We start from the raw sequence: 24,658 nt of genomic DNA, 5'->3' as shown, positions 1-24,658 counted from the left end.
GCGATTCGTCGATTCGTCACCGGGTCAGTCTCTTTCGAGCACGAAGTAGTAGTGCCGGCCACCATCGAGGACGAGTGCGGACTTGCCGTTCATGATGCCCATCAAGGTTGTGTCGTCGACCCGTTTGAAGTGATCGAAGATGGGCGCGCCGTCGTAGACCATGGTCGCGGTCACCTCACCCCGGAACTCGATGTTCCACAGGCTTGCCTCCCCGTTTCCGCTCGCGATGTCGGAGAAGAGGTTTCCGTCCGCGTCGCGGCAGATCAAGGGTTTCGCGTCTTCGAGCGAATTGAACGTCTTTCCGTGCCAACGGCTCGCGGTAAGTTTCTCGTGCAGGCGATGTCCGGTGGCGAAGTCGTCGCCCTTCCACTGCCCGAGGATCTCCTCGGCGCGCACCGGGTCGAGCGCTGCCCACGCTGCGTCGAGGTCGTCGGGGGATACGCCGCTCTCGAGCCGGCGGAGTGTGCTGAAGGTGCTGCGTGCCTCATCGATGTCCATGGAGAGTCCTCCGGAGAGAGTGCGTGGAGTCTGCGCTCGGCGTGATGTTCGCGAACCATTTGGTTCGCCGAGACGGAACCCTACGCCGAACCAAATGGTTCGGCAACGGTCAACTTAGGATGATCCGTATGCGTTCAGCCGGTGAAGCCACGAGGGAACGGATTCTCGCTGCGGCGAAGGAGGAGTTCGCTCGCCACGGAGTGGCCGGGGCCCGGATCAATCGCATCGCGGCGGCAGCCCGGGCGAGCAAGGATCGGTTGTACGCCTACTTCGACAGCAAGGAAGCGCTCTTCGACGCGGTCTCGCACCAATGGATTGTCGAAACGACCGAAGTGACCGCGCTGCGCGGAGACGACCTGCCCGGGTACGTCGGTCGACTGTTCGACAACTATCTGGCTCATCCCGAGAACGCGAGACTGCAGGAATGGGCCGATCTGGAGATGGGCGAGCTGGACGACGAGAACGACATGCGGATCCGCGCATTGCGGCCCAAGATCGCCGAGATTCGTCGCGGCCAGGAGGCGGGGTTCATCGACCCGTCTTGGAACCCCGCTGAGTTGCTGCTGGTAATCACCGACATCGCGCGCACGCTGGCGGCGACACGTCTCGCGTTTCACGGCGGAAGATCGGGCCAGCGCGGCGCTGCCGAACGAAGACAGACGGCTGTCGAGGCTGCGCGGCGACTGATCGCGGTGCCGGGTACCGGGCCCTGAACGGGCCGCTGACCCCTTACCCGGCGAAGGCGCCGAGTAAGGGGAGTGGTGGTGCCCCCAGTAGGGCTCGAACCTACGACCTGCGGATTAAAAGTCCGTAGCTCTACCAACTGAGCTATAGGGGCGCGGAGCCAGAGTCTAGTGCGCGGACGGCCGGGATGAGAACTGGCCCCCCCGACACGCCGTCACCTGTCTCGAACCGACGGATGGGCTCGGGTGCGCACCCCCTGCAGCGCACCCGAGCCGACCCAAATTATACCACTCGGTGTGTTTTTGGCAGAGGTCTGTTTAGCGCCCCATAAAAATCCTTGGGTCGGCTCGCGCGGTAGTTTTCATGGCGGACAGACTGTTGTGTCGGTTTTTTCAAAACGGGCATACTGTTATGTGAGACTTCGCGTCCTGGACGTCGGAGCCCGGAACAGCCGGAGAGGGATCTACCGCCATGGCACGTCAACAGGAGCGTGCGCGACGTACTCGCGCTGCACTGGTGGAGTCGGCCGCGATCGAATTCGCCAAGCGCGGTTACGCCGCTGCGTCGGTGAACACGATTCTCGAGGGCTCGAACGCCACCAAGGGGGCGATGTACTTCCACTTCCAGTCCAAGGAAGAACTCGCCCGAGCGGTTCTGCAGGCTGGGGTCGAGCAGTTCACCGCCCTGACGGAACGCTGGACGCGTCGCAACGACCTGGACCCCTTCGAGGCACTGCACTGCCTCGTCGTCGATCTGGCCGAGCTGTTCCGCACCAATGTGATCGTGCAGGCCGAATTCCGGCTCATTATCGAGCCCGAGTTCTACGCGGACGTGCAATCCGGTGGTTCGCAGGTGTGGGGCGCCACCGCTCGCCAGTTCGCCCTGCGCGCGCAGAAAGAAGGGCTGCTGCGGGAGGGTGTCGACACGGAGAAGTTCACCCGGGTGCTGGCGGCCTCGTTGGCCGGTCAGAGGTACATGGCGGATCTGACGGAGCTGAGGGGCGACCTGGCCGACCTATTCGAGGAATCGCTCGAGGTGGTCCTCGCTGCGATGGCATCCGAGCAATGGCTCGAGAAGTTTGCCAGGCAGGGGTGGCCCGAATGTCGGTCAGATCTGCCCGAATTATAGTTTGACCTGGCGATTTGGGATTTTCTCGATCTGTGTCCTAAGCTATCCAAGCTCCCAACGGAACGCCGTTGAGGTACTGGTTCGGAGAAATCCGACGGGCCCCCTTCGTCTAGCGGCCTAGGACGCCGCCCTTTCAAGGCGGTAGCGCGGGTTCGAATCCCGTAGGGGGTACGTTTGACCGGTGTCGAGCATGCGGTATGGTTCGACAGCAGTAAAAGTGGGACAGCAGTAAAAGTGACATGCAGTATCGCTTCACTTGTGAAGCACAGCAGGACAAGCAAGGCCCTGTGGCGCAGTTGGTTAGCGCGCCGCCCTGTCACGGCGGAGGTCGCGGGTTCGAGTCCCGTCAGGGTCGCAGATGCGTATCCGATACCCGGTATCGGATACGCAATGCGATAGGCATTCGGTTCGGGTGCCGTCCGGCCAGGTAGCTCAGTTGGTACGAGCGTCCGCCTGAAAAGCGGAAGGTCGCCGGTTCGATCCCGGCCCTGGCCACACACTGTTTCTGCGGGTCAGGAACGTTCTTGCTGATCCAGCTCTCATTCGGGACACGTGGGGTCAGCTCTTATGGGGCCACTGACGAATGTGCCGCCGCGGTGACCACCGCGCCCCGCACCCGCAGATCCACCCATATCCAGCGCACGCATCGGCGTAAGTCCCCATCGCTCGACCGGACCATCCGCTCGGTCGACGATGCAAGAAATCGCACAGGATCCACCGACCGGTCGCGCATGCGCACCGTTTAGGTGTTAGATAGCGCTCGCTATACTTGGACTATGTCAGCCAAAACCGTGTCCCCGCGTGATCGCCTGTTGGCTGCCGCGGACGATTTGTTCTTCAAGGAAGGCATTCGCGCCGTCGGGATCAATCGCATCCTTGAAGAGGCGCATACGCCGATTATGACTCTTTACCGCCACTTCGGCTCGAAGGACGGGCTGGCGGCGGCATATCTGGAACGTCGGGGCGAGCGCCTTCGCGACGAGGTCGGCGGTGAAGTCGAGCGGCGCGCGAAATCGCCGCGGGAGGCGATTCTTGTCACCTTCGACATTCTTCGTGAGGGACTCGAGGAGGCAGATTTCCGGGGCTGCCCGTTCCTCAACGCGACGGTGGAGATGGCGTCGCCGGATCACGAGATCACTCGAATAGCGCGTCGATACAAGGATGCCGGTCGACAGGGGTTCGCCGAACTCGCGGCGGAGCTCGGCGTGTCCGATCCGGCAGGACTGGCTATTCAGTTGACGCTGTTACTCGACGGCGCCAGCGCATCCGCCGTCCTGTTCCAGGATTTATCAGGCGCAATGCACGCCCGTTCGGCGGCTGAAATCCTGATCGACAGCGCCTTGGCTGGTCGCCCGCGCGACGCTGCCGAGACGTAGCAGGAAGCTGTGCAGCCATAGAATATTTCTGACGCCAACTCCGCTGCCTGACGCCTTCGGCTATTCGGCGACCGTAGAAGCTGGCAGGCGGCAGTGTCGACTGGCCGCGGCCAACCGTTCCGGATTTGGACCGATCGGCCGCCGGCTGTTGCTCGCGCAGCTCGCTGAGTTGGAGATCGCCAGTGCGAAACCGCCGGTCGTGCCCACTGTCCTGTCGCTGCTCCGACTGGCGATTCGGTCTGCCGGGCGTGTGACGGTCGAGCCTGTGCTGCCAACCGAGCGATCCCGGTGCGAGACCGATCGAGGCGTCGAACCAGCCCGGAGTCCACCGTGGTGGGGGATCTCCGAGCTGGTTCGTCCTCAGGCGCAGGTCACAGCTCGACAGCGCGAAATTCACTGTCGATGACCGTGTCGAAGTTTGGCATTGCCGGTTCAACGAGTCACGCCGACTTCGCTTCAGGCCTCCTATCTATCGGTTGCGCGCCCTGCGAGTGACCGCTGCCGATGGCGGAGAGGCGGCCGGCCGCGACATCGTCAATGGCTTGACTGATGGGGTGGCTCATCAACTCCGGTGAACACGCGAGGAGCTGTCGTAGGCGGGCGAAGAACACCGCTTCGGTGATTCCGAATTCCACCATGATGTCTTCGGGATTCCCGCCACCGAAGCGATACCACCGCTCCGCCAACGCCATCATCCGGCTTCGCTCGTCACTCACCGATCTGCGTGGCGCTGACCGTGTTACGAGCCTCGAAGGCGTTGAAGGCCGAGAAACCAGGCGGTGTTTGATCCACTCGGCGTCGGCAGTCCGCGGTCGGGTCGAAGCCGAGCCGGCGGCCCTCAACGTCGACGCGGGTTTGGCGGTGGTGTTCGAACTCGGTGCGGATGGTGCTGTCGTGCATAACGGCACAGTCAGATATCGAAATTGTCCGACACACCTGTGTTCATCGGTTTTCTGGTCTCCGGCTGACGTCATCGGCGTAGTTGGTCCAGTCGCCGGCAGAGGCTTGTTGCCATTGGACTGCGACGGTGATGTGGATGTCGAGCATGCGGGCCAGGACGGCGGCGGGTAGTTCGGTGGCGTCCTGGAACGGGACGGTAGATCAGGCTGTGGCGGGGCGGAGTCCGATTAGGCGCAGGCGTGCGCCGAGTCTGTCGGCGCTTCCTGGGCGGCCGGGTTGTCCTTCTGGGAACAGCCAGGGGATGTTCCCTGTTCGCCGAGGGCTGTGCGACCACGCCGGACGGTGACCAGGTCTCGGAGGAGTGTCGAGAGCGGCTCGGGGCGCGTTATGGACTCACGCCCGAGGCGGAGTTCGACTGTGCCGTCGGTGATGTCGATGTCGTCGATGGTGAGCCGACTGATTGTCGCGGGTCGTTGAGCATATAGCAGGAGCAATGGTCCAGCGACCCGGTCGTTGTCGAGGGTGTCATCGTGTTCATGTGTTCGATGGCCGCCGGCTACGCCGGGGTGCAGAACCCCTCTCCGTCCGCGACAACAGCCGGATGCAGTTCGGTGATGCGAAGCAGCGGGTCGACGACATCCTCGGTGTGCTGTGACCTTCGGGGACGTGTAGACGCCGCCGAACGGTGAATACGGGCCCCGCAATCGGCGCGCTTTGATCGTGTCGTAGAGCGCGGTGGACAGCCGCGTTCCGCGCAGCCGCGACCGCCGACGCCACAGGTGACTCGCTAGGCTGACCCCATGAGCACTGCTGAAGAGCCGTTGACTGCGGGCCGCGACGGGCTGTTGTCATTGCTGCGGCACGGCCAACTCCCCTCACGGGCGGCGAAGGCGCCGCAGCGGGAGCGTTATCAGCGCATCGTCGCGGCGGCCATGGAACTCGCTTCCGAGGGTGGTTACGACGCCGTGCAGATGCGGGCGATCGCAGATCGGGCCGGCGTCGCCCTCGGCACGGTGTATCGGTATTTTCCCTCGAAGAACCACATGCTCGTCATGGGGCTCCTCATGGTATTCGAGGGAATGCGCGCCCGCTTCGAGGACGTCGTGATTCCCGGCGACACGCCGTCCGAACGGATTCTGTTCGTTCTCCGCAAGAACACGGAAGTGCTGGAGAAGGACCGACCGCGATACGAGGCGCTGGTTCGGGCGTTCATGTTCGCCGACGCGTCGGCATCGGCTGAACTCGATGCCTTCGGCGCGCTGATGACGGAGATGTTCGCCAAAACCATCGGTGTCGAGAAGATCTCGGACGACCAGTTGAACGCGATACGCGTGATCGGTGACGTCTGGATGTCGAGCCTGGTGTCGTGGGTGGCTGGCCGCATCTCGGTGGACGAGGTCATGTCGCACCTCACTCTTGCTGTCCGCCTCGTGTTCCGGAGACTGGGCGGCTGAAGGTCGGGCTACTCCCGACAACGACCGTCGCTGACGGATGTGCACCTCGGCGACGCCCTGCAGGCACCGCTGCACACGCGCGAAGCTCGGGCATTGAACCGGTAGTCACCAGCGGCGCTGCCGCCATACTGTTTGGGGATCTCCAAGCCTAGGTAGCCGTCGGCGCCGGCCTCGAGCCAGATCTCGCGATCGATGTAGCGCTGCTCGATGAATTTCTCCTCGTTGGGCACCAGATGACGGTTGAGGAACTCGCGTACCAAATCCCGGAATGACCTGCTCGGCCCGGGCGACCGGTGATGTAGACCGCCTCGCAGTGTCCGCGCTCGCAGCGCGAAATGCACAGGAGCCTTGGCGGTGCTTGCTGACTTCCGAGACGCCGTCCCTTCCGTCATCGCCACTCGCCGTACGATAGAGAACGATAACTATCGACGCAATACTGCGGGCATTGGACTTGAACTTGACGCCAGATTCGACTATACAAAAAGCGATGCGAGTCACAACGCACGGCGAAGGAGAGGAAGCCTCGTGAAGGTTGCACGGAGAGTCGCCATCGTGACCGGCGGTGGAAACGGGATCGGCGGAGCGATCGCCGAATGTCTCGCCGAACGGGGTGCCAAGGTGCTGGTGGCCGATCTGGACCCGGATGCAGCCGCCGCGGTCGCGGACCGCATCAATGAACGGCACCCCGGATCGGCTCTCGCGGAAGGTGCAGATATCGCAGATTCCGAGCAGATTCGGCGCGTCATCGAGCGGGCCGAGACCGACTTGGGTCCGGTCGACCTCTACTTCGCCAACGCCGGCATCGGGGGAGCGCCGGGCCTCGACGCCGACGACGCCGACTGGGATCGGGCCTTCGATGTCAATATCCGCGCCCACATCCGCGCCGCCCAGCAGTTGGTGCCCACGTGGATCGAGCGCGGCGAGGGTTACTTCGTCACGACGGCGTCTGCAGCGGGCTTACTCACCCAGATCGGCTCCGCCACCTATGCAGTCACCAAGCACGCGGCTGTCGCGTTCGCCGAATGGCTGTCGGTGACATACGGAGACCGAGGAATCCGGGTGAGCTGTCTCTGTCCGATGGGAGTGGAGACGAAGTTGATGCGCTCGGGTGAAGACTCGGGGAATCCGCTTGGTGTTGCGGCCACCCGGGCCGTGATCTCTGCGGGGGACGTGCTCCAGCCGGCGGAGGTCGCCGACATTGTGCTGGACGCCGTCGATCGCGAAACGTTCCTGATCTTGCCCCACGAGAGAGTCCTCACCATGTACCGGCAGAAGAGTTCCGACTACGACCGCTGGCTGCGCGGGATGCGCCGCTACCAGAGCTCGCTGCTGGAACACGCATGACGGGTGCGCACGAGGACCTGGTGCTCGCCGAGCGCCGCGGACAGGTGCTGGTTCTGACGTTCAACCGGCCGTCGAAACTCAACGCCTGGACGAACGAACTCGAGGACCGCTATTTCGACCTGCTCGACGCCGCCGAAGACGACCCGGACGTGCGTGCTGTCGTCGTGACGGGGGCAGGCCGCGGGTTCTGTGCCGGTGCCGACCTGACGGATCTGCAGACGGTGGGTGATGCCACCGACCTGCTGAAACGTCGGCCGCGTGACGTGTCGCTGCAGCTCCGCAAGCCGCTGATCGGTGCGGTCAACGGCGTCGCGGCAGGGCTCGGCATGGTCGAGGCGCTCTATTGCGATGTCCGGTTTGCTTCACGGGCTGCGCGTTTCACCACCGCCTTCGCTCAGCGTGGGCTGATCGCCGAATACGGCATCTCCTGGCTGCTGTCACGGTTGGTCGGAGGAAGCCGCGCGGCGGATCTGCTGCTGTCGAGTCGGATGGTCGACGCAGAGGAAGCGCTTCGGATCGGACTCGTCGATCACCTGATCGCCGACGGAAACGTGCTCGCCGCGGCGGTGTCGTACGCACAGCAGCTGGCCACGCAGTGCTCACCGACCTCGATGGCCGTAATCAAACGACAACTACAGGCCGATGCGGACGGCACCTACGCCGACTCCGTGTCCCGCGCAGAAGGTCTGATGTTCGACTCCTTCCGAGGCGAAGACCTCGTTGAGGGTGTACAGAGCCACCTCGACAAGCGCACACCCACATTTCCCTCCCTACCTACAAGGAGTTCCCGTGTCCCTGTTCGACATCTCTGACCGCGCGAAGAAGTACCAGGCCGATCTACTGGAGTTCATGGACTCCCACGTGTATCCCGCGGAGGCGGTGTACGAAGAGCAGATGCGCGAATCGGGCGATCCGCATTTCCAGCCGCCGATCCTCGAGGAGTTGAAGGCGGAGGCACGTAGCCGTGGGTTGTGGAACCTCTTCCACCCGCATCCCGACTCCGGGCCGGGGCTGACGAACCTCGAGTATGCACCGTTGGCGGAGATCATGGGCCGCAGCCACATCGCCTCGGAGGCGTGCAACTGCAACGCACCCGACACCGGAAACATGGAAGTGCTCGAACTCTTCGGAACCGACGAGCACAAGGAGAAGTACCTCGAGCCGCTGCTCGCCGGGACGATGGCCTCGGCATTCGCGATGACCGAGCCGGCGGTGGCGAGTTCCGACGCCACCAATGTCGAACTCTCGATGGTCCGCGACGGCGACGAGTATGTGCTCAACGGCCGGAAGTGGTTCGCCTCCAACGCCTTGCATCGCAACTGCAAGGTGCTCATCGTGATGGGCAAGACCGATCCGTCGGCGGCGCCGCACCGGCAGCAGTCGATGATGGTCGTCCCCATCGATGCGCCTGGTGTCACCGTGATGCGAGGCTTGCCGGTGTTCGGATACCAGGACCGGGAAGGGCACGCGGAAATCGACTTCGCCGACGTTCGGGTTCCGGCCAAGGATGTGCTCAAGGGTGAGGGCGAGGGTTTCGCGATCTCCCAGGCGCGACTGGGGCCGGGACGGATCCACCATTGCATGCGGGCGATCGGGATGGCCGAGCGGGCGCTCGAGCTGATGTGCCGGCGGGCGTCGTCGCGGGTGACGTTCGGGAAACCGGTCAGCGACAACGCCAATATTCAGGACTGGATCGCCGAGGCCCGGATCGAGATCGAGATGATCCGGTTGCTCACGCTGAAGGCGGCCTACTTGATGGACACCGTCGGGAACAAGGAGGCGCGCACGGAGATCGCGGCGATCAAGGTGGCGGCACCGAACATTGCGCTGAGGATCGTAGATCGGGCGATTCAAGTACACGGCGGTGCCGGGGTGACCGACGACTTCCCGCTTGCCATGGCCTGGGCGCACCTGCGCACACTGCGACTGGCGGACGGCCCCGACGAAGTACACAAGCGGTCCATCGCCACCCAGGAACTACGGCGGTACCGGGATGGCGCGCCCGCGCCCTCGACCAACGGACACAAGGTTGCGGTGAGCTGAGATGACCGGACTCGACCTCACCGGGCGCACCGCCATCGTCACCGGCGCGTCCCGCGGGATCGGCCTCGCGGTGGCTGAGGCCATCGCGGCCGCAGGCGGCAACGTGGTGCTCACCTCTCGTTCGCAGGACTCGGCGGACGCCGCTGCAGCAACGGTCGGAGGAACCGCGATCGGCGTCGCTGCCCATGCCGTCGACGAAGACGCCGCCCGGCGGTGTATCGATCTGACGCTCGAGCGATTCGGCAGCGTGGACATCCTCGTCAACAACGCGGGCACCAACCCGGCGTTTGGGCCGGTGATCGATCAGGACCATGCCCGCTTCGCGAAAACCTTCGACGTCAATCTGTGGGCGCCGGTGCTCTGGACGGGGCTGGCCACGAAGGCATGGATGGGTGAGCACGGCGGCGCCGTCGTCAACACCGCCTCCGTCGGCGGGATGGCGTTCGAGGCGAACATCGGCGTGTACAACGCGTCGAAGGCGGCGCTCATTCACCTCACGAAGCAACTGGCTCTGGAACTTTCACCGAAGGTGCGGGTCAATGCAGTCGCTCCCGGTGTGGTGCGGACCAAGCTCGCCGAAGCGTTGTGGAAGGAACACGAGCAGGCGGTGTCCGCGTCCACAGCCCTCGGACGCATCGGTGAACCCGAAGACGTCGCCTCGGCGGTCGCGTTCCTCGTCTCCGACGCCGCCGGCTGGATCACCGGCGAAACTCTGGTCATCGACGGCGGGCAGGTGCTCGGTGACGTTCTTCCCTTCCGGCAGGGGGTCCAGCTCGGTGTCTAGCGTGGGTATCGTCGGAATCGACACCGTCGCCGTGGCCCGATGGTTGCACACCATCGGCGTCGATTACACGGGCACACTGACCTTCGACCGGATCGGTCTCGGACAGTCGAACCTCACCTACCTCGTTCGCGACAGCGTCGGTGGACGGTGGGTGCTGCGGCGCCCACCGCTGGGGCACCTTCTCGCGTCGGCACACGACGTGGCTCGTGAGGCCCGAATACTCTCCGCACTGGAGGAGACCGCGGTGCCGACCCCGCGGGTGTACGGCTTCACCGAAGACCCGGCGGTCACCGACGTGCCGCTGCTGCTCATGGAGTTCGTCGAGGGGCAGGTGGTCGACCGGATGTCGGTCGCGCAGGCGTTGGTACCCGAGCGGAGGCGGGCGATCGGCCTATCCCTGCCCCGCACCCTTGCGAAGATTCATGCGGTCGACCTCGAGCAGACCGGACTGATCGATCTGGCCAGCCACAAGTCGTATGCGCAGCGTCAACTCAGACGGTGGGCGGGACAATGGGAGCAATCGAAGACCCGCGAGTTGGCCGCCCTCGACGATCTGACGCGTCGGCTCGTCGAGTCGGTGCCCGAACAACACGAGCTGACATTGGTGCACGGGGACTTTCATCTCCGCAACGTCATCACGTCCACTGACACCGGCGACGTCACCGCGGCACTTGACTGGGAATTGTGCACCCTGGGCGATCCACTCGCCGATCTCGGCAGTCTGCTCGCCTACTGGCCGGAGCCCGGCGAGACGTTCGGTGGTGAATTCCCGGCTTCGACCCTCGTCGGCTTTCCCGACCGAGCCGGGATCGCCCAGGTGTATTTCGAAGAGACGGGGCGCGACCCGGAGGCGCTCGGATTCTGGCATGTTCTGGGTCTGTGGAAGGTCGCGGTCATCGCCGAGGGTGTCATGCGCCGGGCGCGAGACGAACCGCAGAACAAAGCACCAGCAGGAACGCCGACGGTGGAGCGTATCGACGCGCTCGTGGAAAAGGCGTGCGACATAGCAACCCGAGCCGGAATCTGACTCGGGTTCTGGGCTGGCGAGTGATGACTACCAAGACCACGCCGTTGGTCAGCGGCCATCTCGGACAAGCACTGATCACCTGCAGGAGAACAGGTTTCCGGTTCACCTCAACAGGTTTGAGGCATCACTCGGATGCTAGCTGTCGAGGTTGAGCGGGAGACCGCCGAATGGAGTCGGTCCGCGGTTCAACACGGACAGACTCCATTCGTCAATCGATTACTTTCCCCCGAACGACATCGAGGCCGCGGATACGAGTGGGAGTTCCACGTCGAAAACGCGCCGGCAGAGACCTGGAGTGGCTGGCGCGCGCTCTGGCCTGGCTGGCGCGGCGCCAGCTCGACCAGTGCCAGACATGTACGAGGGCGTGTTCGACCGGACAGGCGACGCGGTTGAACAATCACCGTATCTCGTTGATTTTCAAAGGTATTAGATCTCCAGTACCGGCTGGAACTCCCCTCTTCGGTGACAGCCATTCTCGAATCCTGCAGAGCAGGAACATGTGTCAAGAAGGCTTGTCGAGGGGTTGCCGGTCGGCGCACCCGACCATTCGAAGGGCAAGTTCGACGTAGCGAGCCGCAATAATGCGTGGGTCGGAGTAGGCACGGGAGGGGAACCACCTGCTGACATCGACGCCGAGGGACGTGATCGCCAGCGCGGCGGCCTCGATGTCGAAGGGGTGAAAGTCGCCTGCCGTTGCGCCGGCTTCGATGATCCGCTTGAACACCTTCGTGGTAGACCGGCGGATGTCCGCAATGATTGCGAAGTGCACAGGCGAGAGCGAACGTAGTTCGTACTGCGCGACTCGGGCGCTGGCGCGGTTGTCCGCGTGCCAGATCACGTAGGCCGTCACGGTCGACGTCAGCCGGTCGGGCGCCGCGACGTCGGGACTATCAGCGGCGGTGATGGCCGCCAGTAACGAATGGTGGCCCTCGAGGCTGATGGCGTAAAGAAGGGATTCCTTGGTCTTGTAGTGCGGGTATACGGCTCCTGGGCTCATGTCGAGGCTGGCGGCGATCTCCCGGGTAGTGGCGGCGCCGTACCCCTTTGCGGCGAACACCTCGATGGCCGCGGCGCGTATCCGCGCAGCGGCTTTCGAGGTACCCAGTTCGCTGACCGCTCCGGTTGGTGGTGCGTCCGTCACGCTGTTGCCTCTCGGTTGGCGGGGGTTGACATGTCTCCTCCGACACGGTCAGTATATGCAGACGCATAGTAAATATGCGGTTGCATATTTTTTGCTACAAGGCTTTCCCATCACGTCGCCATACGACCCGCACCCAGGAGTTCCTCATGCCCGAGGCCGTCATCGTTTCCATCGCCCGTTCGCCGATCGGTCGCGCCATGAAGGGATCGCTCAAGAGCATGCGCCCGGACGACCTGGCCGCGCAGATGGTGCAGGCGGCGCTGGACAAGGTGCCCGCCCTCGATCCCACCGACATCAACGACCTGATCCTGGGTTGCGGGCTGCCCGGCGGTGAGCAGGGCTTCAACATGGGCCGTAACGTCGCGGTCCAGTTGGGCTACGACTTCATTCCCGGCACCACCATCACCCGGTACTGTTCCTCGTCTTTGCAGACCACCCGGATGGCGCTGCACGCGATCAAGGCCGGCGAGGGGGATGTGTTCATTTCCGCCGGTGTCGAGACGGTGTCTCGGTTCACCGCGGGCAGCTCCGACTCGCTGCCCGACACCCAGAACCCGCTCTACGCCGACGCTCAGACCCGCACCGAGAAGCTCGCCCAGGGCGGGCAAGCCTGGGTGGATCCGCGGGAGGAGGGCCTGGTCCCGGACACCTACATCGCGATGGGCCAGACCGCCGAGAACGTCGCCCAGATCACCGGCATCACCCGCGAAGAGCAGGACCGGTGGGCCGTGCGCTCACAGAACCGGGCGGAGGAAGCCATCAACAGTGGTTTCTTCGAGCGGGAGATCACCCCGGTCACACTGCCCGACGGCACCGTCGTATCGAAGGACGACGGCCCCCGCGCCGGCACCACCTACGAGGCGGTGTCGCAGCTGAAGCCGGTGTTCCGGCCGGACGGCACGGTGACCGCCGGCAACGCGTGCCCGCTCAACGACGGTGCCGCTGCCCTGGTGATCATGTCCGACACCAAGGCCAAGGAACTCGGGTTGACCCCGCTGGCGCGGATCGTGTCCACCGGGGTGTCCGGGCTCTCGCCGGAGATCATGGGGTTGGGCCCGATCGAGGCCACCAAGCGGGCCCTGGCCATCGCCGGGATGGGTATCTCCGACATCGACCTGTTCGAGATCAACGAGGCGTTCGCGGTGCAGGTGATCGGGTCGGCGCGGGAACTCGGCATCGACGAGGACAAGCTGAACGTCTCGGGCGGTGCGATCGCCCTCGGTCACCCGTTCGGTATGACCGGTGCCCGGATCACCGCGACCCTGCTGAACAACCTGCAGTCCAGCGACAAGCAGTTCGGCGTCGAAACCATGTGCGTCGGAGGCGGACAGGGCATGGCCATGGTCCTCGAACGCCTCAGCTGAGAAGAAAGACAGGAAACACGATGGGCAACATCACGTACGACTTCACCGGCAAATCCGTCATCGCCACCGGCGCCGCCCGCGGCATCGGCCAGGCCCTGGCCCGCCACTTCGCCGAGGCCAAGGCGACAGTGTTCATGGTGGACTTCGACAAGGACGAACTCGACAAGGCCGCCCGCGAAATCGGAGCCATCGGTATCCCCGCCGACGTCAGCGACACCGGTGACGTCGAGAACGTTGTCTCTACCGTGATCGCCGAGACCGGGCGGGTGGATATTCTGATCAACAATGCCGGGATCCTGCGCGACAAGGTGCTGTGGAAGCTGACCGACGAGGACTGGGACCAGGTCCTGAATGTCCACGCGGGCGGCACGTTTCGGTTCACGAGGGCATGTGTTCCGCACTTCCGGAGCCAGGAATTCGGGCGGGTCGTCAACATCACCTCCTACACCGGGCTGCACGGCAACCGCGGGCAGGCCAACTACGCCACCGCGAAGGCCGGGATCATCGGGTTCACCAAGACCGCCGCGAAAGAGCTCGCTGCTTTCGGGGTCACCGTGAATGCGATCTCTCCGAACGCTGCGACCCGGATGACCGCCTCCATTCCGAAGGAGAAGATCGCCGAGGTCACCGGTCCGATCTCGCGGTTCGCCGATCCCGTCGAGATGGCCGACGCCATCTGCTTCCTCGCGTCGGAGGAAGCCGGCTACGTCACCGGCGTCGTCCTCCCGGTCGACGGCGGCATCTCCATCTGAGCGGGCTCACCTTTGAACGGAACTGATTCTCATGACTGATGTACTTTCTCGCCGCGATCTCGATTTCCTGCTCTACGAGTGGCTCGACGTGGTCGCGTTGACCTCGCGTAAACGCTTCGCCGAACATTCGAAGGACACCTTCGACGCGGTGCTCGACCTCAGTGCGGACCTCGCGCACAGGCATTTCGCCACCCACAACAAGAAGGCCGACGCGCACGAGCCGACCATGCGCCCGGACGGCACCGTCGAGATGATCCCGGAGGTCAAGACGGCGCTCGACGCTTACGCGGCGGCCGGTTTGATCGCCGGATCATTCGACGAGAGCGTCGGCGGGATGCAGCTGCCCACCACGGTGGCGCGAGCGGCGATGGCCTGGTTCCAGGCGGCTAACGCCAGCACCTCGTCCTATCCGTTCCTGACGACCGCCAACGCAAATTTGCTCGCCAAGTACGGCACCGAGCAGCAGATCGACGACTACGTCCGTCCGATGCTCGAGGGCCGCTGGTTCGGCACCATGTGCCTGTCCGAGCCGCAGGCCGGATCATCATTGGCGGACATCACCACCCGCGCGGTCCGCCAGGACGACGGCAGCTACCGGGTCACCGGAACGAAGATGTGGATCTCCGGTGGCGATCATGAACTCAGCGAGAACATCGTGCACCTGGTCCTGGCCAAGACCCCGGGCGGCGGCCCCGGCGTCAAGGGCATCTCACTGTTCATCGTGCCCAAATATCTCCCCGGCTCCGACGGCGGGCTCGGCGACCGTAACGATGTGACGCTGGCGGGTCTCAACCACAAGATGGGCAACCGCGGCACCACCAACACCCTGCTCGTCTTCGGTGACGGTACCCACACCCCCGCAGGCGATGCCGGGGCAGTCGGCTTCCTGGTCGGCGAAGAACACCGCGGCCTGTCCTACATGTTCCACATGATGAACGAGGCTCGGATCAGTGTCGGGTTCCTCGCGATCGCCCTCGGCTACGTGGGATACCGCAAGTCGCTCGAGTACGCGACGGTGCGGACCCAGGGCCGCCCTCTCGGAGCCAAGGACCCCTCCTCGCCGCCGGTGCCGATCATCGAACACGCCGATGTCCGCCGCATGCTGCTGGCGCAGAAGTCCTACGTCGAGGGCGCGCTCGCGCTCGGCCTCTACTGCTCGCGGTTGGTGGACGAACACGACACGGCCGACGACACGGCCGACGATGCGGCCACCGGCGACCAGGCGACGTTGCTTCTCGACGTGCTGACTCCCATCGCGAAGAGCTGGCCATCGCAGTGGTGCCTCGAGGCGAACAGCCTCGCGATCCAGGTGCACGGCGGTTACGGCTACACCCGCGACTACGACGTCGAACAGTACTACCGCGACAACCGATTGAATCCGATCCACGAGGGCACGCACGGGATCCAGGGGCTGGATCTGCTGGGCCGCAAGGTCATCATGCAAGACGGTGCCGGGCTGCGGTTAGTCGGATCGAAGATCGCTGCCACCGTCGCGCGGGCTCGGTCTCTCGGTGGCGACGCCACCGGTTACGCCGACGCCCTCGACACCGTCTGGAACCGGGTCGTCGACATCACCGCCGCCTTGTGGGCGGCCGGTGACGCGGCGGCCGCGCTGGCAAACTCGTCGGTTTATTTGGAGGCGTTCGGACACACGGTCATCGCGTGGATGTGGCTCGAACAGCTCATCGCCACCGAGGGTAAGAGTGGTGACTTCTATAACGGAAAGCGCATGGCAGCCCGCTACTTCTACACCCACGAGGTACCCAAGGTCGGCCCGCAACTCGATCTGTTGGCCAGCGGAGACCGGACCACTCTCGACATGAACCCCAGCTGGTTCTGACCCAGGAGACATCACACATGAGTGTGCTCGAGAAATTCCGCCTCGACGGCCGCGTCGCCATCGTCACCGGCGCCTCGTCCGGCCTCGGTGTGGCCTTCGCTCAGGCCCTCGCCGAGGCCGGCGCGGACATCGTCCTCGCGGCGCGCCGCGTCGACAAACTAGACGACACAGCCGCACTTGTCCGTGCCACCGGCCAACGGGCACTGCCGGTGGCTACCGACATCGCTGATCCGGAGCAGTGCGCCGCTCTGGTCGACGCGGCAATGACCGAGTTCGGCCGCGTCGACGTTCTCGTCAACAACGCCGGCGTCGCCACCGCCCACCCCGCCACCCGCGAAACCCCGGACCAGTTCCGCTCGGTGATCGACATCAACCTGTCCGGCTCCTACTGGACCGCCCAGGCGTGCGGGAAAGTCATGCCACCCGGCAGTTCCATCGTCAACATTTCCAGCGTCCTCGGGCTCACCACCGCCGGCCTGCCCCAGGCCGCCTACAGTGCCAGCAAAGCCGCAATCATCGGTCTGACCCGAGATCTCGCCCAACAATGGGGCAGCCGCAAGGGAATTCGCGTCAACGCGCTCGCCCCGGGCTTCTTCGCCTCCGAGATGACCGACCAATATCACGACGGCTACCTCGACAGCCTCGCGTCACGGATGGTGCTCGGGCGCACCGGCGATGCCGCCGAACTCGCCGCCGCCCTTATCTGGCTCGCCTCCGACGCCGCCGGCTACGTCACCGGACAAACCCTCGTAGTCGACGGCGGCATCACCATTACCTGATCGCATGGCGCGCTCCCGACATCACACCACCCGCTGATCTCTTCACTCTCCGAGAGAAGGTAACCATGCCCACCACAATCGACGAGGTCGACGCCCTCCACGGCCTGCTCGGACAGCAACTCGAAAGTAGCGACTGGTTCGACATCACCCAAGACCGGGTAAATACCTTCGCCGACGCCACCGACGACCACCAATGGATCCACGTGGATGTCGAGCGCGCCAATAGCGAAAGCGCCTACGGTGGGCCCATCGCCCACGGTTACCTCACGCTGTCGTTACTCAGTGCCATGTTCTCGCAGGTGCTCGAGGTTCAGCAAGCGTCGATGGCGGTGAATTACGGTCTGAACAAGGTCCGATTCCCCGCTCCGGTTCCGGTCGGGTCCAAGGTCCGACTGAGCGCGGAGCTGTTTACCGTCGAAGACATCGCCGGCGGCATCCAGATCGTTCTTCGAGCAACAGTGCACTGCAGCGCAGTGGACAAGCCAGTGTGTGTGGCCGAACCGGTATTCCGGTTCTATCGCTGAGTCGCTCGAGGCCCACAAACTCGAACCGACATATTCACGGGAATATCGGGATAGTGGTTGAACTGGGACTGTCAACGCTGGATCTTTGGTGGATTCGAATCTGGCAAGGTACACCGGCCGCACGGACGACCACTCACTTTCGATGAAGTACCGATAGCTTGCGCCCCCAAAACCGGCGAGGTGGTCATGCTCAGCCCACGGTGGCCGTGCGACCTCTCACTGGAAGGTTCTGGGTCGATGAGGACTGGCTCCGTCATCCCGGCGACTGGTATCGGCTGACAACGCGGAGGGAAACCGATCGGCCCCGGGTGGTCGTGGCGGTTGTCGCGTGTTCGACGCGTATGGAGGGGTACCGGTTACACCCCGTTGCAGACCGATCACCGTGTTCTACAGGTATATCCGCTGCACCGCTGGCGCGGCGTCGTCCGGGTGTCCTCCGCGTCGGTCATATGCCTCCATTGCACATGGCAGCCTGTTACGCCGTGTATCCACCGTCGACATCGAGTTTCTGTCCGGTGATGAACCCCGCACGGTCACTCGCCAGGAAGCACACGGCCTCGGCGATGTCCGTGGCCGTGCCGAAACGGCGAAGCGGGATGCGGCTCATGGCCACGTCGAGGGCGCGCTGGTCGAGATCGGCTGACTGGATGAGGCGCTGCGCCATTCCGTCGGTGAGCATGCCCGGGCCGACGGAATTGAAGCGGACCCCGAAGCGACCCTCCTCGGCCGCGAACCCCTTGACCAGTTGCTCGACAGCACCTTTGGTACCTGCCGAGAGGCCGTCGCGGACGGGGTAGCGGCTGGTGGCAGCGGTCGTGACGGCGACCACGGAACCTGCGGATTCCCGCAGGGCCGGGAGCGCGGCGCGGACGACGGTGAAAAACGCGACAGCTTCCTGTTCGAGATGGACGGCGTATTCCTTCGGCGTGATCTGCGAGAGGTGGACCATCGGAATGTGCGGTCCCGCTGCGTGAATAAGGATGTCGAGCCCGCCGAAGTGCTCAACCGTCTGCCGGACGACCTCGGCGACGCGAAGTTCGTCGACGAGATCCGTGGAGAAGGCGGCGCAGGTGACACCGGTCTGCTCGAGTTCGGTCACCAGGTCGGCCGCGACATCGGCGTGGGACCGGTAGGTGATGGCCACGTGGTGCCCGAGGTCCGCGAGTTGGCGCGCCACGGCGGAACCGATGCCGCCCGTGCCACCGGTGACCAGAGCGGACAGTCGCCGCGGGGGAGCGCTGTTACGGGGTGCCGCCATAGGGACTCCAATGATCGGGGACGAGCCACATCATCAACCTAGCAACTGCTTGGTCGCGCTGTGAACCGAGCGGCAGCGCAGCGAACCGGGCGAGAGCGCAGCCTTGCCTCGCTATCGGGCAACGCAGCGCGGACCTAGCCTGAACCCATGTCCGCAGAACGCGCTGAGTCCTCGCATGCCGCCGTGGAACCGCACGGCCCCACCCTGGCCGGTCGCCTCAACTGGTTGCGTGCCGGGGTTCTCGGAGCGAACGACGGCATCGTGTCCACCGCCGGTCTGGTGGTCGGTGTCGCGGCGGCCACCACCGAGCGATCGGCGATCTTCACCGCAGGCTTCGCCGGTCTGGCGGCCGGAGCGGTGTCCATGGCTCTCGGCGAGTACGTGTCGGTAAGCACGCAGCGCGATACGGAACGGGCGTTGCTGTCGAAGGAACAACAGGAACTTTCCGAAACCCCGACGGCCGAATTCGAAGAGCTCGTGGCGATCTACGAGCGGAAAGGGTTGCGCGAGGACACTGCCCGCACGGTGGCCCGCGAACTCACCGAACATGATGCCTTTGCCGCGCACGTCGACGTCGAGTTGGGTCTCGATCCGGACGAACTGACCAATCCGTGGCAGGCGGCCGGGTCTTCGGCGCTGTCCTTCACTCTCGGCGCTGCCATTCCCTTACTCGCGATTCTTCTCACGCCGGTGCACCTTCGCGTCCCTGTGACTTTTCTGGCCGTACTGTTCGCACTCGCCCTGACCGGGTCGGTGAGTGCCACTCTCGGCGGCGCTCGGCGGACCCGCGCCGTCCTGCGGGTGGCGCTCGGCGGCGCACTCGCCATGGGGGTGACCTATGGCATCGGTCAGTGGGTGGGGACCGCCATCACGTAGCGCCGGACGAGTCTCAGCTTCGACAGATCATGACCGGAGTGGTGGCGTGGTGGAGCAGGTTCTGGCTCGTCGATCCCATCAGCGCGCCGAGCAGCGGTCCACGGCCATGGCTGCCCACGACGATCAACTGGGCGTCGGCGGCGTGCTGGAGAATGACGTCCGCAGCGGCGCCCTGCTGAGCCACCTTCGTCACGGCGACGTCCGGGTACCGCTCCGACTCTCCGGCCAAGCCCTCCGACAGGACGGCGGCTTCCTCCTGTTTCACCGCCTCCCAGTCGACGAGCATGCCGGTGCCGCCCGCTCCGAATGTCGGCGAGCCCTGCCAGGTGTGGACCGCAACCAGGGGCGCGCCGAAGAAGGAGGCGAACTCGAATGCGTGGGACACCGCGTCACGGCTGAGTTCGCTTCCGTCGACTCCGACCACGACGGGACGACCGTCCGGCGCACTCGCCTCGCCGCGCAACACGACGACCGGACACTCCGCACGGTTGGCCACGTGCAGCGCGGTCGATCCGAGAAGGACCGACCGGAACGCCCCTGCTCCGGTCGAACCCAGCACGATGAGCCGGGCCCAGTCGGCGGCTTCGAGCAGCGCCGTGCCCGCCGGTCCGGGACTGATCGTCGTCTCGATCGTGAGATCCGGGTAGTGCTGTCCCAGTAGCTTCTTCGCGGTGTCGACGATGGCCTCGCCGTCCTCTCTCAATTGGCTGAGAAACTGCGATTCCAGCATGATCGACGCCGGGCTGTACAGCGGGCCGTCCTGCGGCAACGCGTGGACGAGTGACAGTGTGGCGCGCCATTTCGCTGCTACTGCGGCGCCCCACGTGGCGGCGGTCGTGGACGCGTCGGATCCGTCGAGGCCGACGACGACGGAATGGCTTGAAGAAGTGCTCACGTCTGGTTCCCTTCGTCGGGCTGTACTCGTCCGGTGTCCACAGTGCCTTATGTGCGTACTTTGCGGACCCACCTCCGGCAAGTAACGGACTCGTCACGACACGGCGACGGATCGGCGTCGAATCTTCGGAATACCGAAGATTCACCTGTCACAACACAATAGTCGTACACCTGTACTTTACTTCTGCCTCAGAGGTATCGGGAGGAGGTCACAAAGGGGAGAAGCCGACCATGTCCGCGAGCGCGGAGAGGAAGGACTCAGCATGACCACATGCCACATCGAGAGGCGCACCCTGGGCTGGATTGCCACGATCGGCGCAGCCGTGACGGTTCCACTGGGCCTGAGCGCCGGCGTTGCGTCTGCCGCACCGCACAACTGGGACGCCGTCGCCGAATGCGAAAGCGGCGGCGACTGGACGATCGATACCGGAAACGGTTACTACGGGGGCCTGCAATTTCTGCCCGAGACCTGGAAATCGCATGGCGGAAAAGGAGACCCGTCCGAAGCGAGTCGAGCGGAACAAATCCGTATCGCCGAAAAAGTGCTCCAGAGCCAGGGGGTCGGCGCCTGGCCGGACTGCGGCCAATACCTGACAGACCCCGTCGAGGTGCCGGAAACGGACGAGGTACCGGAAACACCGGAAGTGAGCGAGGTGCCGGAAGTGGCTCCGTCGTCGCCTGTGCCCGAAGTGGCTCCGTCGTCGCCCGAGGATCTCACACCCGCCGAAAAAGCGGCCGCGGTGAAGGCCGCTGCCCAGGAGGCTCTCGACAGCGCCCGCCGCCTCGCCGAGCAGAACGGGTCCGGTCAGGTTCTGGAGCAGAGGGTGGCGGCCTCGCAGGAGTAGTTCGACGTCCCTTCGCTGAGTGTCAGTGCGCCGGAGGGGTGGACGTCGGCCACGTCAGGGTCCGCTCACTGACGAACCGGCGGTGCGCACCCGACAAGGGATCGGTGAATTCCACCGAGCGTGCGAGTAGGCGCAACGGAGTCGAATAGTCGTCCGCGGCAACGTCATAGAAGTCGGGGTAGAAATTGTCACCGAAAATCGGGATGCCGAGTGCGCTCATGTGCAACCGCAGCTGGTGCGTCTTGCCGGTGTGGGGGAGCAGTCGATAGCGCGCGGCACTACCGCGGATTTCGAGCAGTTCGATGTGACTCTCGCTGTTCGCGGGCCCCTCCGTCTCGAAAGCCTTCAACACGCCGCGTTGCTTGACGATGCGGCTGCGGACCGTTGCCGGAAGGGTCAACTCGGGGTCGTAGCGGGCAAGTGCCTCGTACTCCTTGCGCACTTCCCGTCGATCGAACAGCGATTGGTAGTCCCGCCGGACCTCGCGTCGCACGGTGAAGATCAGAACTCCTGCAGTGAGACGATCCAGCCGGTGTACGGGCGTCAGGTCGGGAAGTCCGAGACTCCTGCGCAACCGTACGAGTGCGGACTCGACGATGTACGCGCCTCGTGGTGTGCTGGCCAGGAAATGGGGCTTGTCGACGACGAGCAGATTCTCGTCGCGATGCAGGATCTCGATCTCGAACGGCACCCGCGATTCCACCGGAGGATCCCGGTAGAGATAGACGTCTCTCCGCGGGACGAACGCCGTCGACTCGGTGACGGGGTGCCCCCGCTCGTCGACCACCTCCCGCGCGGCCACCTTCTCGCGGAGCCGTGTTTCGTCGTGGGGAAAGCGGCCGACGAGGTACTCGAGGACGGTGGGCCACGGTCCGTCGTCGGGCGTCCTCAGCCGCGTCGGGTTGAGGCCGTCACGAACGGGAAGCGGGGCGTCGGGCACACCGTCGACGGTAGTGCAGCTTGTCTGTAACTCGACGTTGACCTGGCGCGAACCCATGGTTACTATCCGGTAAGTTTGTGACGCGGGCCACCCTGGCCGCTGAGGCGCGTCATCGGAAAGTTCACGGGGGTTCTTAGGTGATCGTGCGTCGCTGGGCGTTTCGACCAGGTGTATTGGCAGTCGCGGTAGCAATGTCCATAGGGCTCGCTGTAGCGCCCACGGCGTCCGCTGACCCGACCGGAGGACCCGCGGCCGCACAGTGGCTGGCTGCCGTCGATGCACCGCCGGCCTACCCGGTCGTCGCCATCGACTGGGACGTGCCCATCACGATGAGTGACGGGACCGTGCTGAAGGCGAACGTCTATCGGCCCGCCGACGCGGCAGGCATTCCGGTCGACACCAAGATGCCCTCGGTTCTCAATGTCACGCCGTATACCAAGTTGATCGGCAACGTCGTCGACTCCGTGCTCGCGGTCCCGGGGCTCGAAGACACCGTTGTCGACCTGGTGAATTCCTACAACCTCGCCGGGACGCCGTTCGACGGCATCACCGAGGCCGCGAAGGTTCTGTCAGGTGGCGGCATGCGTGTTTTCGGTGTCAACCGCGACCTCGTGCAGAACGGATACACGCAGGTGGTCGTGGATGCGCGGGGCACCGGCTTCTCGCAAGGCGAATGGCAGGCGCTCGGCCCGGTCGAGCAGCGCGATTCCGTCGAGGTGATCGATTGGATCAGCAAGCAGAGCTGGTCTGACGGCAGAGTCGGGATGGGCGGCGTGTCCTACTCGGGCATCAACTCCCTGCAGGCCGCGGGTCATCAGCCGCCTGCCCTGAAGGCGATCTTCCCCACCGAACCCGGAAACGATCTGCTCCGCGACATCGTCGGGACCGGCGCCGGACTGGGTGTCGGTTTCATGCCCCTCTGGCTCTCGCTGGTGAACGGTCTCAAGTTCGTTCCGGACGTACAGGCGCTCGCGCAGGGCCGCTTCGACCAGACCTGGCTTCAGGATCGGCTTCGGGATCCCCTGACGCTGTTCCCGGCTCTCCTCGAGGCCATGACAGCGCCCACCGTGAACGACCTGGATCCCGGCACGCTGCGGGTAGCGCAGGATGGGGAGTTCTACGAAGAGCGCAAGGCCCGGGTGGACGACATCGAGGTGCCGACGATGCTCTACGGCGCGTGGCACGACATCTTCGCCAACAGCGAGCCCCGGGTCTACAACGACATCCCCCTGCCGCCGGGCGAGAAGCAGCTGATCATGAGCGACGCCTACCACATCAACTTCGGCGGTGGGTTCGGTGAGCCGGGCGCCCCGCCGCGCCTCGACGTTCTCGAACGCGCCTGGTACGACAAGTGGCTGAAGGGTGTCGACAACGGAATCGACGGCTACGGCCCGGTCACGCTGTATCAGCAGGGCAACGGATGGACCACTACCGATTCGTTCCCTCGGGCCGGCGTCGACTACCAGCGGATGTATCTGTCCAACGCGCCGAGCGGCACGGCGGGGCATGCTGCGCACGACGGCAGCCTCGTCCCGGCGCAGCCCGCCGATTCCGCGAATCTCACGGTGGCGCCGGGCCTGCGGGCGCTGTGCTCGCGTGACGGTGCCCAGGGCACGGCCGGGGCGGCCGTGATCTTCGGATCGGCATGCACCAAAGACTCGCGTTTCAACGAGGCCGAGGGACTCGCGTTCACCAGTGCCCCCGTCACCCGGCCCACGGAGTTGTCGGGACCCGTCAACCTGCATCTCGAGACGGTGCTCGACGCCACCGACGGCTTCTGGGCGGTCACACTCAACGACGTCGCGCCCGACGGTACGTCGACGACCTTGACCAATGGGGCGCTCACTGCGTCGATGCGTGCGGTGGACGATGCGCAGAGCACGAAGTCTCCCAACGGCGACTACACCGAACCGCATCACTACCTGACGGTGGCGGCGCGCCAGCCCCTCGTTCCCGGGGAGGTCACACCCGTGGACATCAACTTCGTGCCCACCGACGCCGTCCTGGCGCCCGGACACCGGTTGCGTGTCGACCTGTACGCGAGCAGCTTTCCGCGTTATCTGCCGCTCGGACCGATGCTCGCGGACAGCCAGTTGAAGCCGCAGCATGTCCGGTTGTCACCGGACAGGCCGAGTTTCGTCAACCTCCCGCTGGTCGGAGCAACGGCGTGGTGACGGGTGTTGGCCGCGTCCCGACTTCCGTAGGGT

25 protein-coding genes, 4 tRNA genes and 1 pseudogene are annotated in these 24,658 nt (G+C 64.7%); 21 read left to right on the top strand and 9 right to left on the bottom strand.

The window, feature by feature from the left end; all coding sequences use genetic code 11:
• Positions 1-24: 24 nt before the first annotated feature.
• A complete protein-coding gene (locus tag R4P95_RS04025; RefSeq protein WP_317743658.1) occupies positions 25-498 on the bottom strand; it encodes a DUF4334 domain-containing protein in 474 nt (157 codons plus the stop codon).
• Positions 499-626: 128 nt separating this feature from the next.
• Here R4P95_RS04025 and R4P95_RS04020 point away from each other — a divergent pair, with 128 nt between their 5' ends.
• On the top strand, positions 627-1,211 hold the full coding sequence (locus tag R4P95_RS04020) for a TetR/AcrR family transcriptional regulator (RefSeq protein WP_317743942.1): 585 nt from the start codon (positions 627-629) through the stop codon (positions 1,209-1,211).
• Between the two features lie 49 nt (positions 1,212-1,260).
• Here the strand turns inward: R4P95_RS04020 and R4P95_RS04015 are convergent.
• Positions 1,261-1,336: transfer RNA gene (locus R4P95_RS04015), tRNA-Lys, on the bottom strand.
• A gap of 317 nt (positions 1,337-1,653) precedes the next feature.
• On the opposite strand from R4P95_RS04015, the gene R4P95_RS04010 reads away from it, so the two are divergent.
• The 5 genes from R4P95_RS04010 (at position 1,654) to R4P95_RS03990 (ending at position 3,686) form a co-directional block, all read left to right on the top strand.
• Complete coding sequence (locus R4P95_RS04010) at positions 1,654-2,310, top strand: TetR family transcriptional regulator (protein WP_317743657.1); 657 nt, start codon at positions 1,654-1,656, stop codon at positions 2,308-2,310.
• A gap of 98 nt (positions 2,311-2,408) precedes the next feature.
• A tRNA-Glu gene (locus R4P95_RS04005) sits at positions 2,409-2,481 on the top strand.
• A 110-nt stretch (positions 2,482-2,591) separates the two neighbouring features.
• Positions 2,592-2,665 (top strand) — tRNA-Asp (locus R4P95_RS04000).
• Between the two features lie 66 nt (positions 2,666-2,731).
• Positions 2,732-2,805: transfer RNA gene (locus R4P95_RS03995), tRNA-Phe, on the top strand.
• 281 nt (positions 2,806-3,086) lie between these two features.
• A complete protein-coding gene (locus R4P95_RS03990; protein ID WP_317743656.1) occupies positions 3,087-3,686 on the top strand; it encodes a TetR/AcrR family transcriptional regulator in 600 nt (199 codons plus the stop codon).
• A gap of 440 nt (positions 3,687-4,126) precedes the next feature.
• On the opposite strand, the gene R4P95_RS03985 is transcribed toward R4P95_RS03990, so the two are convergent.
• Both R4P95_RS03985 and R4P95_RS03980 read right to left on the bottom strand, forming a co-directional pair.
• Positions 4,127-4,402, bottom strand: a complete 276-nt coding sequence (locus R4P95_RS03985) for a hypothetical protein (RefSeq protein ID WP_317743655.1) — start codon at positions 4,400-4,402, stop codon at positions 4,127-4,129.
• Positions 4,395-4,586 carry a hypothetical protein gene (locus tag R4P95_RS03980; protein ID WP_317743654.1) on the bottom strand — a complete coding sequence of 64 codons (192 nt, stop codon included), beginning with the start codon at positions 4,584-4,586 and terminating at the stop codon, positions 4,395-4,397. Before R4P95_RS03980 ends, R4P95_RS03985 begins: the two co-directional genes overlap by 8 nt.
• A gap of 800 nt (positions 4,587-5,386) precedes the next feature.
• Between R4P95_RS03980 and R4P95_RS03970 the strand changes: the two genes are divergently transcribed.
• A complete protein-coding gene (locus R4P95_RS03970; protein ID WP_159919768.1) occupies positions 5,387-6,040 on the top strand; it encodes a TetR family transcriptional regulator in 654 nt (217 codons plus the stop codon).
• Positions 6,041-6,048: 8 nt separating this feature from the next.
• On the opposite strand, the gene R4P95_RS33505 is transcribed toward R4P95_RS03970, so the two are convergent.
• Positions 6,049-6,270: an acyl-CoA dehydrogenase family protein gene (locus R4P95_RS33505; RefSeq protein WP_397517662.1), complete on the bottom strand. Its 222-nt coding sequence runs from the start codon at positions 6,268-6,270 to the stop codon at positions 6,049-6,051.
• A gap of 295 nt (positions 6,271-6,565) precedes the next feature.
• On the opposite strand from R4P95_RS33505, the gene R4P95_RS03960 reads away from it, so the two are divergent.
• The 6 genes and pseudogenes from R4P95_RS03960 to R4P95_RS33500 all read left to right on the top strand — a co-directional run.
• Complete coding sequence (locus R4P95_RS03960; protein ID WP_317743653.1) at positions 6,566-7,384, top strand: SDR family oxidoreductase; 819 nt, start codon at positions 6,566-6,568, stop codon at positions 7,382-7,384.
• A complete protein-coding gene (locus R4P95_RS03955; protein WP_317743652.1) occupies positions 7,381-8,196 on the top strand; it encodes an enoyl-CoA hydratase-related protein in 816 nt (271 codons plus the stop codon). Before R4P95_RS03960 ends, R4P95_RS03955 begins: the two co-directional genes overlap by 4 nt.
• Positions 8,174-9,427: an acyl-CoA dehydrogenase family protein gene (locus R4P95_RS03950; protein ID WP_317743651.1), complete on the top strand. Its 1,254-nt coding sequence runs from the start codon at positions 8,174-8,176 to the stop codon at positions 9,425-9,427. Before R4P95_RS03955 ends, R4P95_RS03950 begins: the two co-directional genes overlap by 23 nt.
• A 1-nt stretch (position 9,428) precedes the next feature.
• Positions 9,429-10,211, top strand: coding sequence for an SDR family oxidoreductase (locus R4P95_RS03945; RefSeq protein WP_317743649.1), 783 nt, complete (start codon positions 9,429-9,431; stop codon positions 10,209-10,211).
• The gene (locus R4P95_RS03940; protein ID WP_317743648.1) at positions 10,204-11,238 is read left to right on the top strand and encodes a phosphotransferase family protein; all 1,035 of its coding nucleotides are present in this window, start codon (positions 10,204-10,206) and stop codon (positions 11,236-11,238) included. The genes R4P95_RS03945 and R4P95_RS03940 overlap by 8 nt, the downstream gene beginning before the upstream one ends.
• 2 nt (positions 11,239-11,240) lie before the next feature.
• Positions 11,241-11,375 (top strand): annotated as a pseudogene (locus tag R4P95_RS33500) (IS3 family transposase); the annotation flags it as partial.
• A gap of 365 nt (positions 11,376-11,740) precedes the next feature.
• Here the strand turns inward: R4P95_RS33500 and R4P95_RS03930 are convergent.
• Positions 11,741-12,379, bottom strand: coding sequence for a TetR/AcrR family transcriptional regulator (locus R4P95_RS03930; RefSeq protein ID WP_317743647.1), 639 nt, complete (start codon positions 12,377-12,379; stop codon positions 11,741-11,743).
• A gap of 146 nt (positions 12,380-12,525) precedes the next feature.
• Here R4P95_RS03930 and R4P95_RS03925 point away from each other — a divergent pair, with 146 nt between their 5' ends.
• From R4P95_RS03925 to R4P95_RS03905, 5 genes are all read left to right on the top strand, one after another.
• Positions 12,526-13,743, top strand: coding sequence for an acetyl-CoA C-acetyltransferase (locus R4P95_RS03925; RefSeq protein WP_317743646.1), 1,218 nt, complete (start codon positions 12,526-12,528; stop codon positions 13,741-13,743).
• Positions 13,744-13,763: 20 nt separating this feature from the next.
• Complete coding sequence (locus R4P95_RS03920) at positions 13,764-14,495, top strand: SDR family NAD(P)-dependent oxidoreductase (RefSeq protein ID WP_317743645.1); 732 nt, start codon at positions 13,764-13,766, stop codon at positions 14,493-14,495.
• Positions 14,496-14,526: 31 nt separating this feature from the next.
• Positions 14,527-16,335 carry an acyl-CoA dehydrogenase gene (locus R4P95_RS03915; protein ID WP_317743644.1) on the top strand — a complete coding sequence of 603 codons (1,809 nt, stop codon included), beginning with the start codon at positions 14,527-14,529 and terminating at the stop codon, positions 16,333-16,335.
• Positions 16,336-16,352: 17 nt separating this feature from the next.
• Positions 16,353-17,114 carry a glucose 1-dehydrogenase gene (locus R4P95_RS03910; protein ID WP_317743643.1) on the top strand — a complete coding sequence of 254 codons (762 nt, stop codon included), beginning with the start codon at positions 16,353-16,355 and terminating at the stop codon, positions 17,112-17,114.
• A gap of 65 nt (positions 17,115-17,179) precedes the next feature.
• On the top strand, positions 17,180-17,638 hold the full coding sequence (locus R4P95_RS03905; RefSeq protein ID WP_317743642.1) for a MaoC family dehydratase: 459 nt from the start codon (positions 17,180-17,182) through the stop codon (positions 17,636-17,638).
• A 475-nt stretch (positions 17,639-18,113) separates the two neighbouring features.
• On the opposite strand, the gene R4P95_RS03900 is transcribed toward R4P95_RS03905, so the two are convergent.
• Complete coding sequence (locus R4P95_RS03900; RefSeq protein ID WP_213573417.1) at positions 18,114-18,896, bottom strand: SDR family NAD(P)-dependent oxidoreductase; 783 nt, start codon at positions 18,894-18,896, stop codon at positions 18,114-18,116.
• Between the two features lie 147 nt (positions 18,897-19,043).
• Between R4P95_RS03900 and R4P95_RS03895 the strand changes: the two genes are divergently transcribed.
• Positions 19,044-19,772: a VIT family protein gene (locus R4P95_RS03895; RefSeq protein ID WP_317743641.1), complete on the top strand. Its 729-nt coding sequence runs from the start codon at positions 19,044-19,046 to the stop codon at positions 19,770-19,772.
• 13 nt (positions 19,773-19,785) lie between these two features.
• On the opposite strand, the gene R4P95_RS03890 is transcribed toward R4P95_RS03895, so the two are convergent.
• Entirely contained in the window at positions 19,786-20,667 is an 882-nt protein-coding gene (locus tag R4P95_RS03890) for a universal stress protein (RefSeq protein ID WP_317743640.1), read from the bottom strand.
• A gap of 262 nt (positions 20,668-20,929) precedes the next feature.
• Between R4P95_RS03890 and R4P95_RS03885 the strand changes: the two genes are divergently transcribed.
• A complete protein-coding gene (locus R4P95_RS03885) occupies positions 20,930-21,511 on the top strand; it encodes a transglycosylase family protein (RefSeq protein ID WP_317743639.1) in 582 nt (193 codons plus the stop codon).
• Positions 21,512-21,533: 22 nt separating this feature from the next.
• Here R4P95_RS03885 and R4P95_RS03880 read toward each other — a convergent pair whose 3' ends face one another.
• Positions 21,534-22,451 (bottom strand): pseudouridine synthase, encoded by a 918-nt coding sequence (locus tag R4P95_RS03880; RefSeq protein ID WP_317743638.1) that lies wholly within the window; start codon positions 22,449-22,451, stop codon positions 21,534-21,536.
• 191 nt (positions 22,452-22,642) lie between these two features.
• Between R4P95_RS03880 and R4P95_RS03875 the strand changes: the two genes are divergently transcribed.
• Positions 22,643-24,625 carry a CocE/NonD family hydrolase gene (locus R4P95_RS03875; RefSeq protein WP_317743636.1) on the top strand — a complete coding sequence of 661 codons (1,983 nt, stop codon included), beginning with the start codon at positions 22,643-22,645 and terminating at the stop codon, positions 24,623-24,625.
• The last annotated feature ends 33 nt before the right edge of the window (positions 24,626-24,658 follow it).

The organism is Rhodococcus sp. IEGM 27 (assembly GCF_033142305.1).
GTDB classification, from domain to species: Bacteria; Actinomycetota; Actinomycetes; order Mycobacteriales; family Mycobacteriaceae; genus Rhodococcus_F; species Rhodococcus_F oxybenzonivorans.
This window is presented reverse-complemented; position numbering and strand designations above follow the sequence as displayed.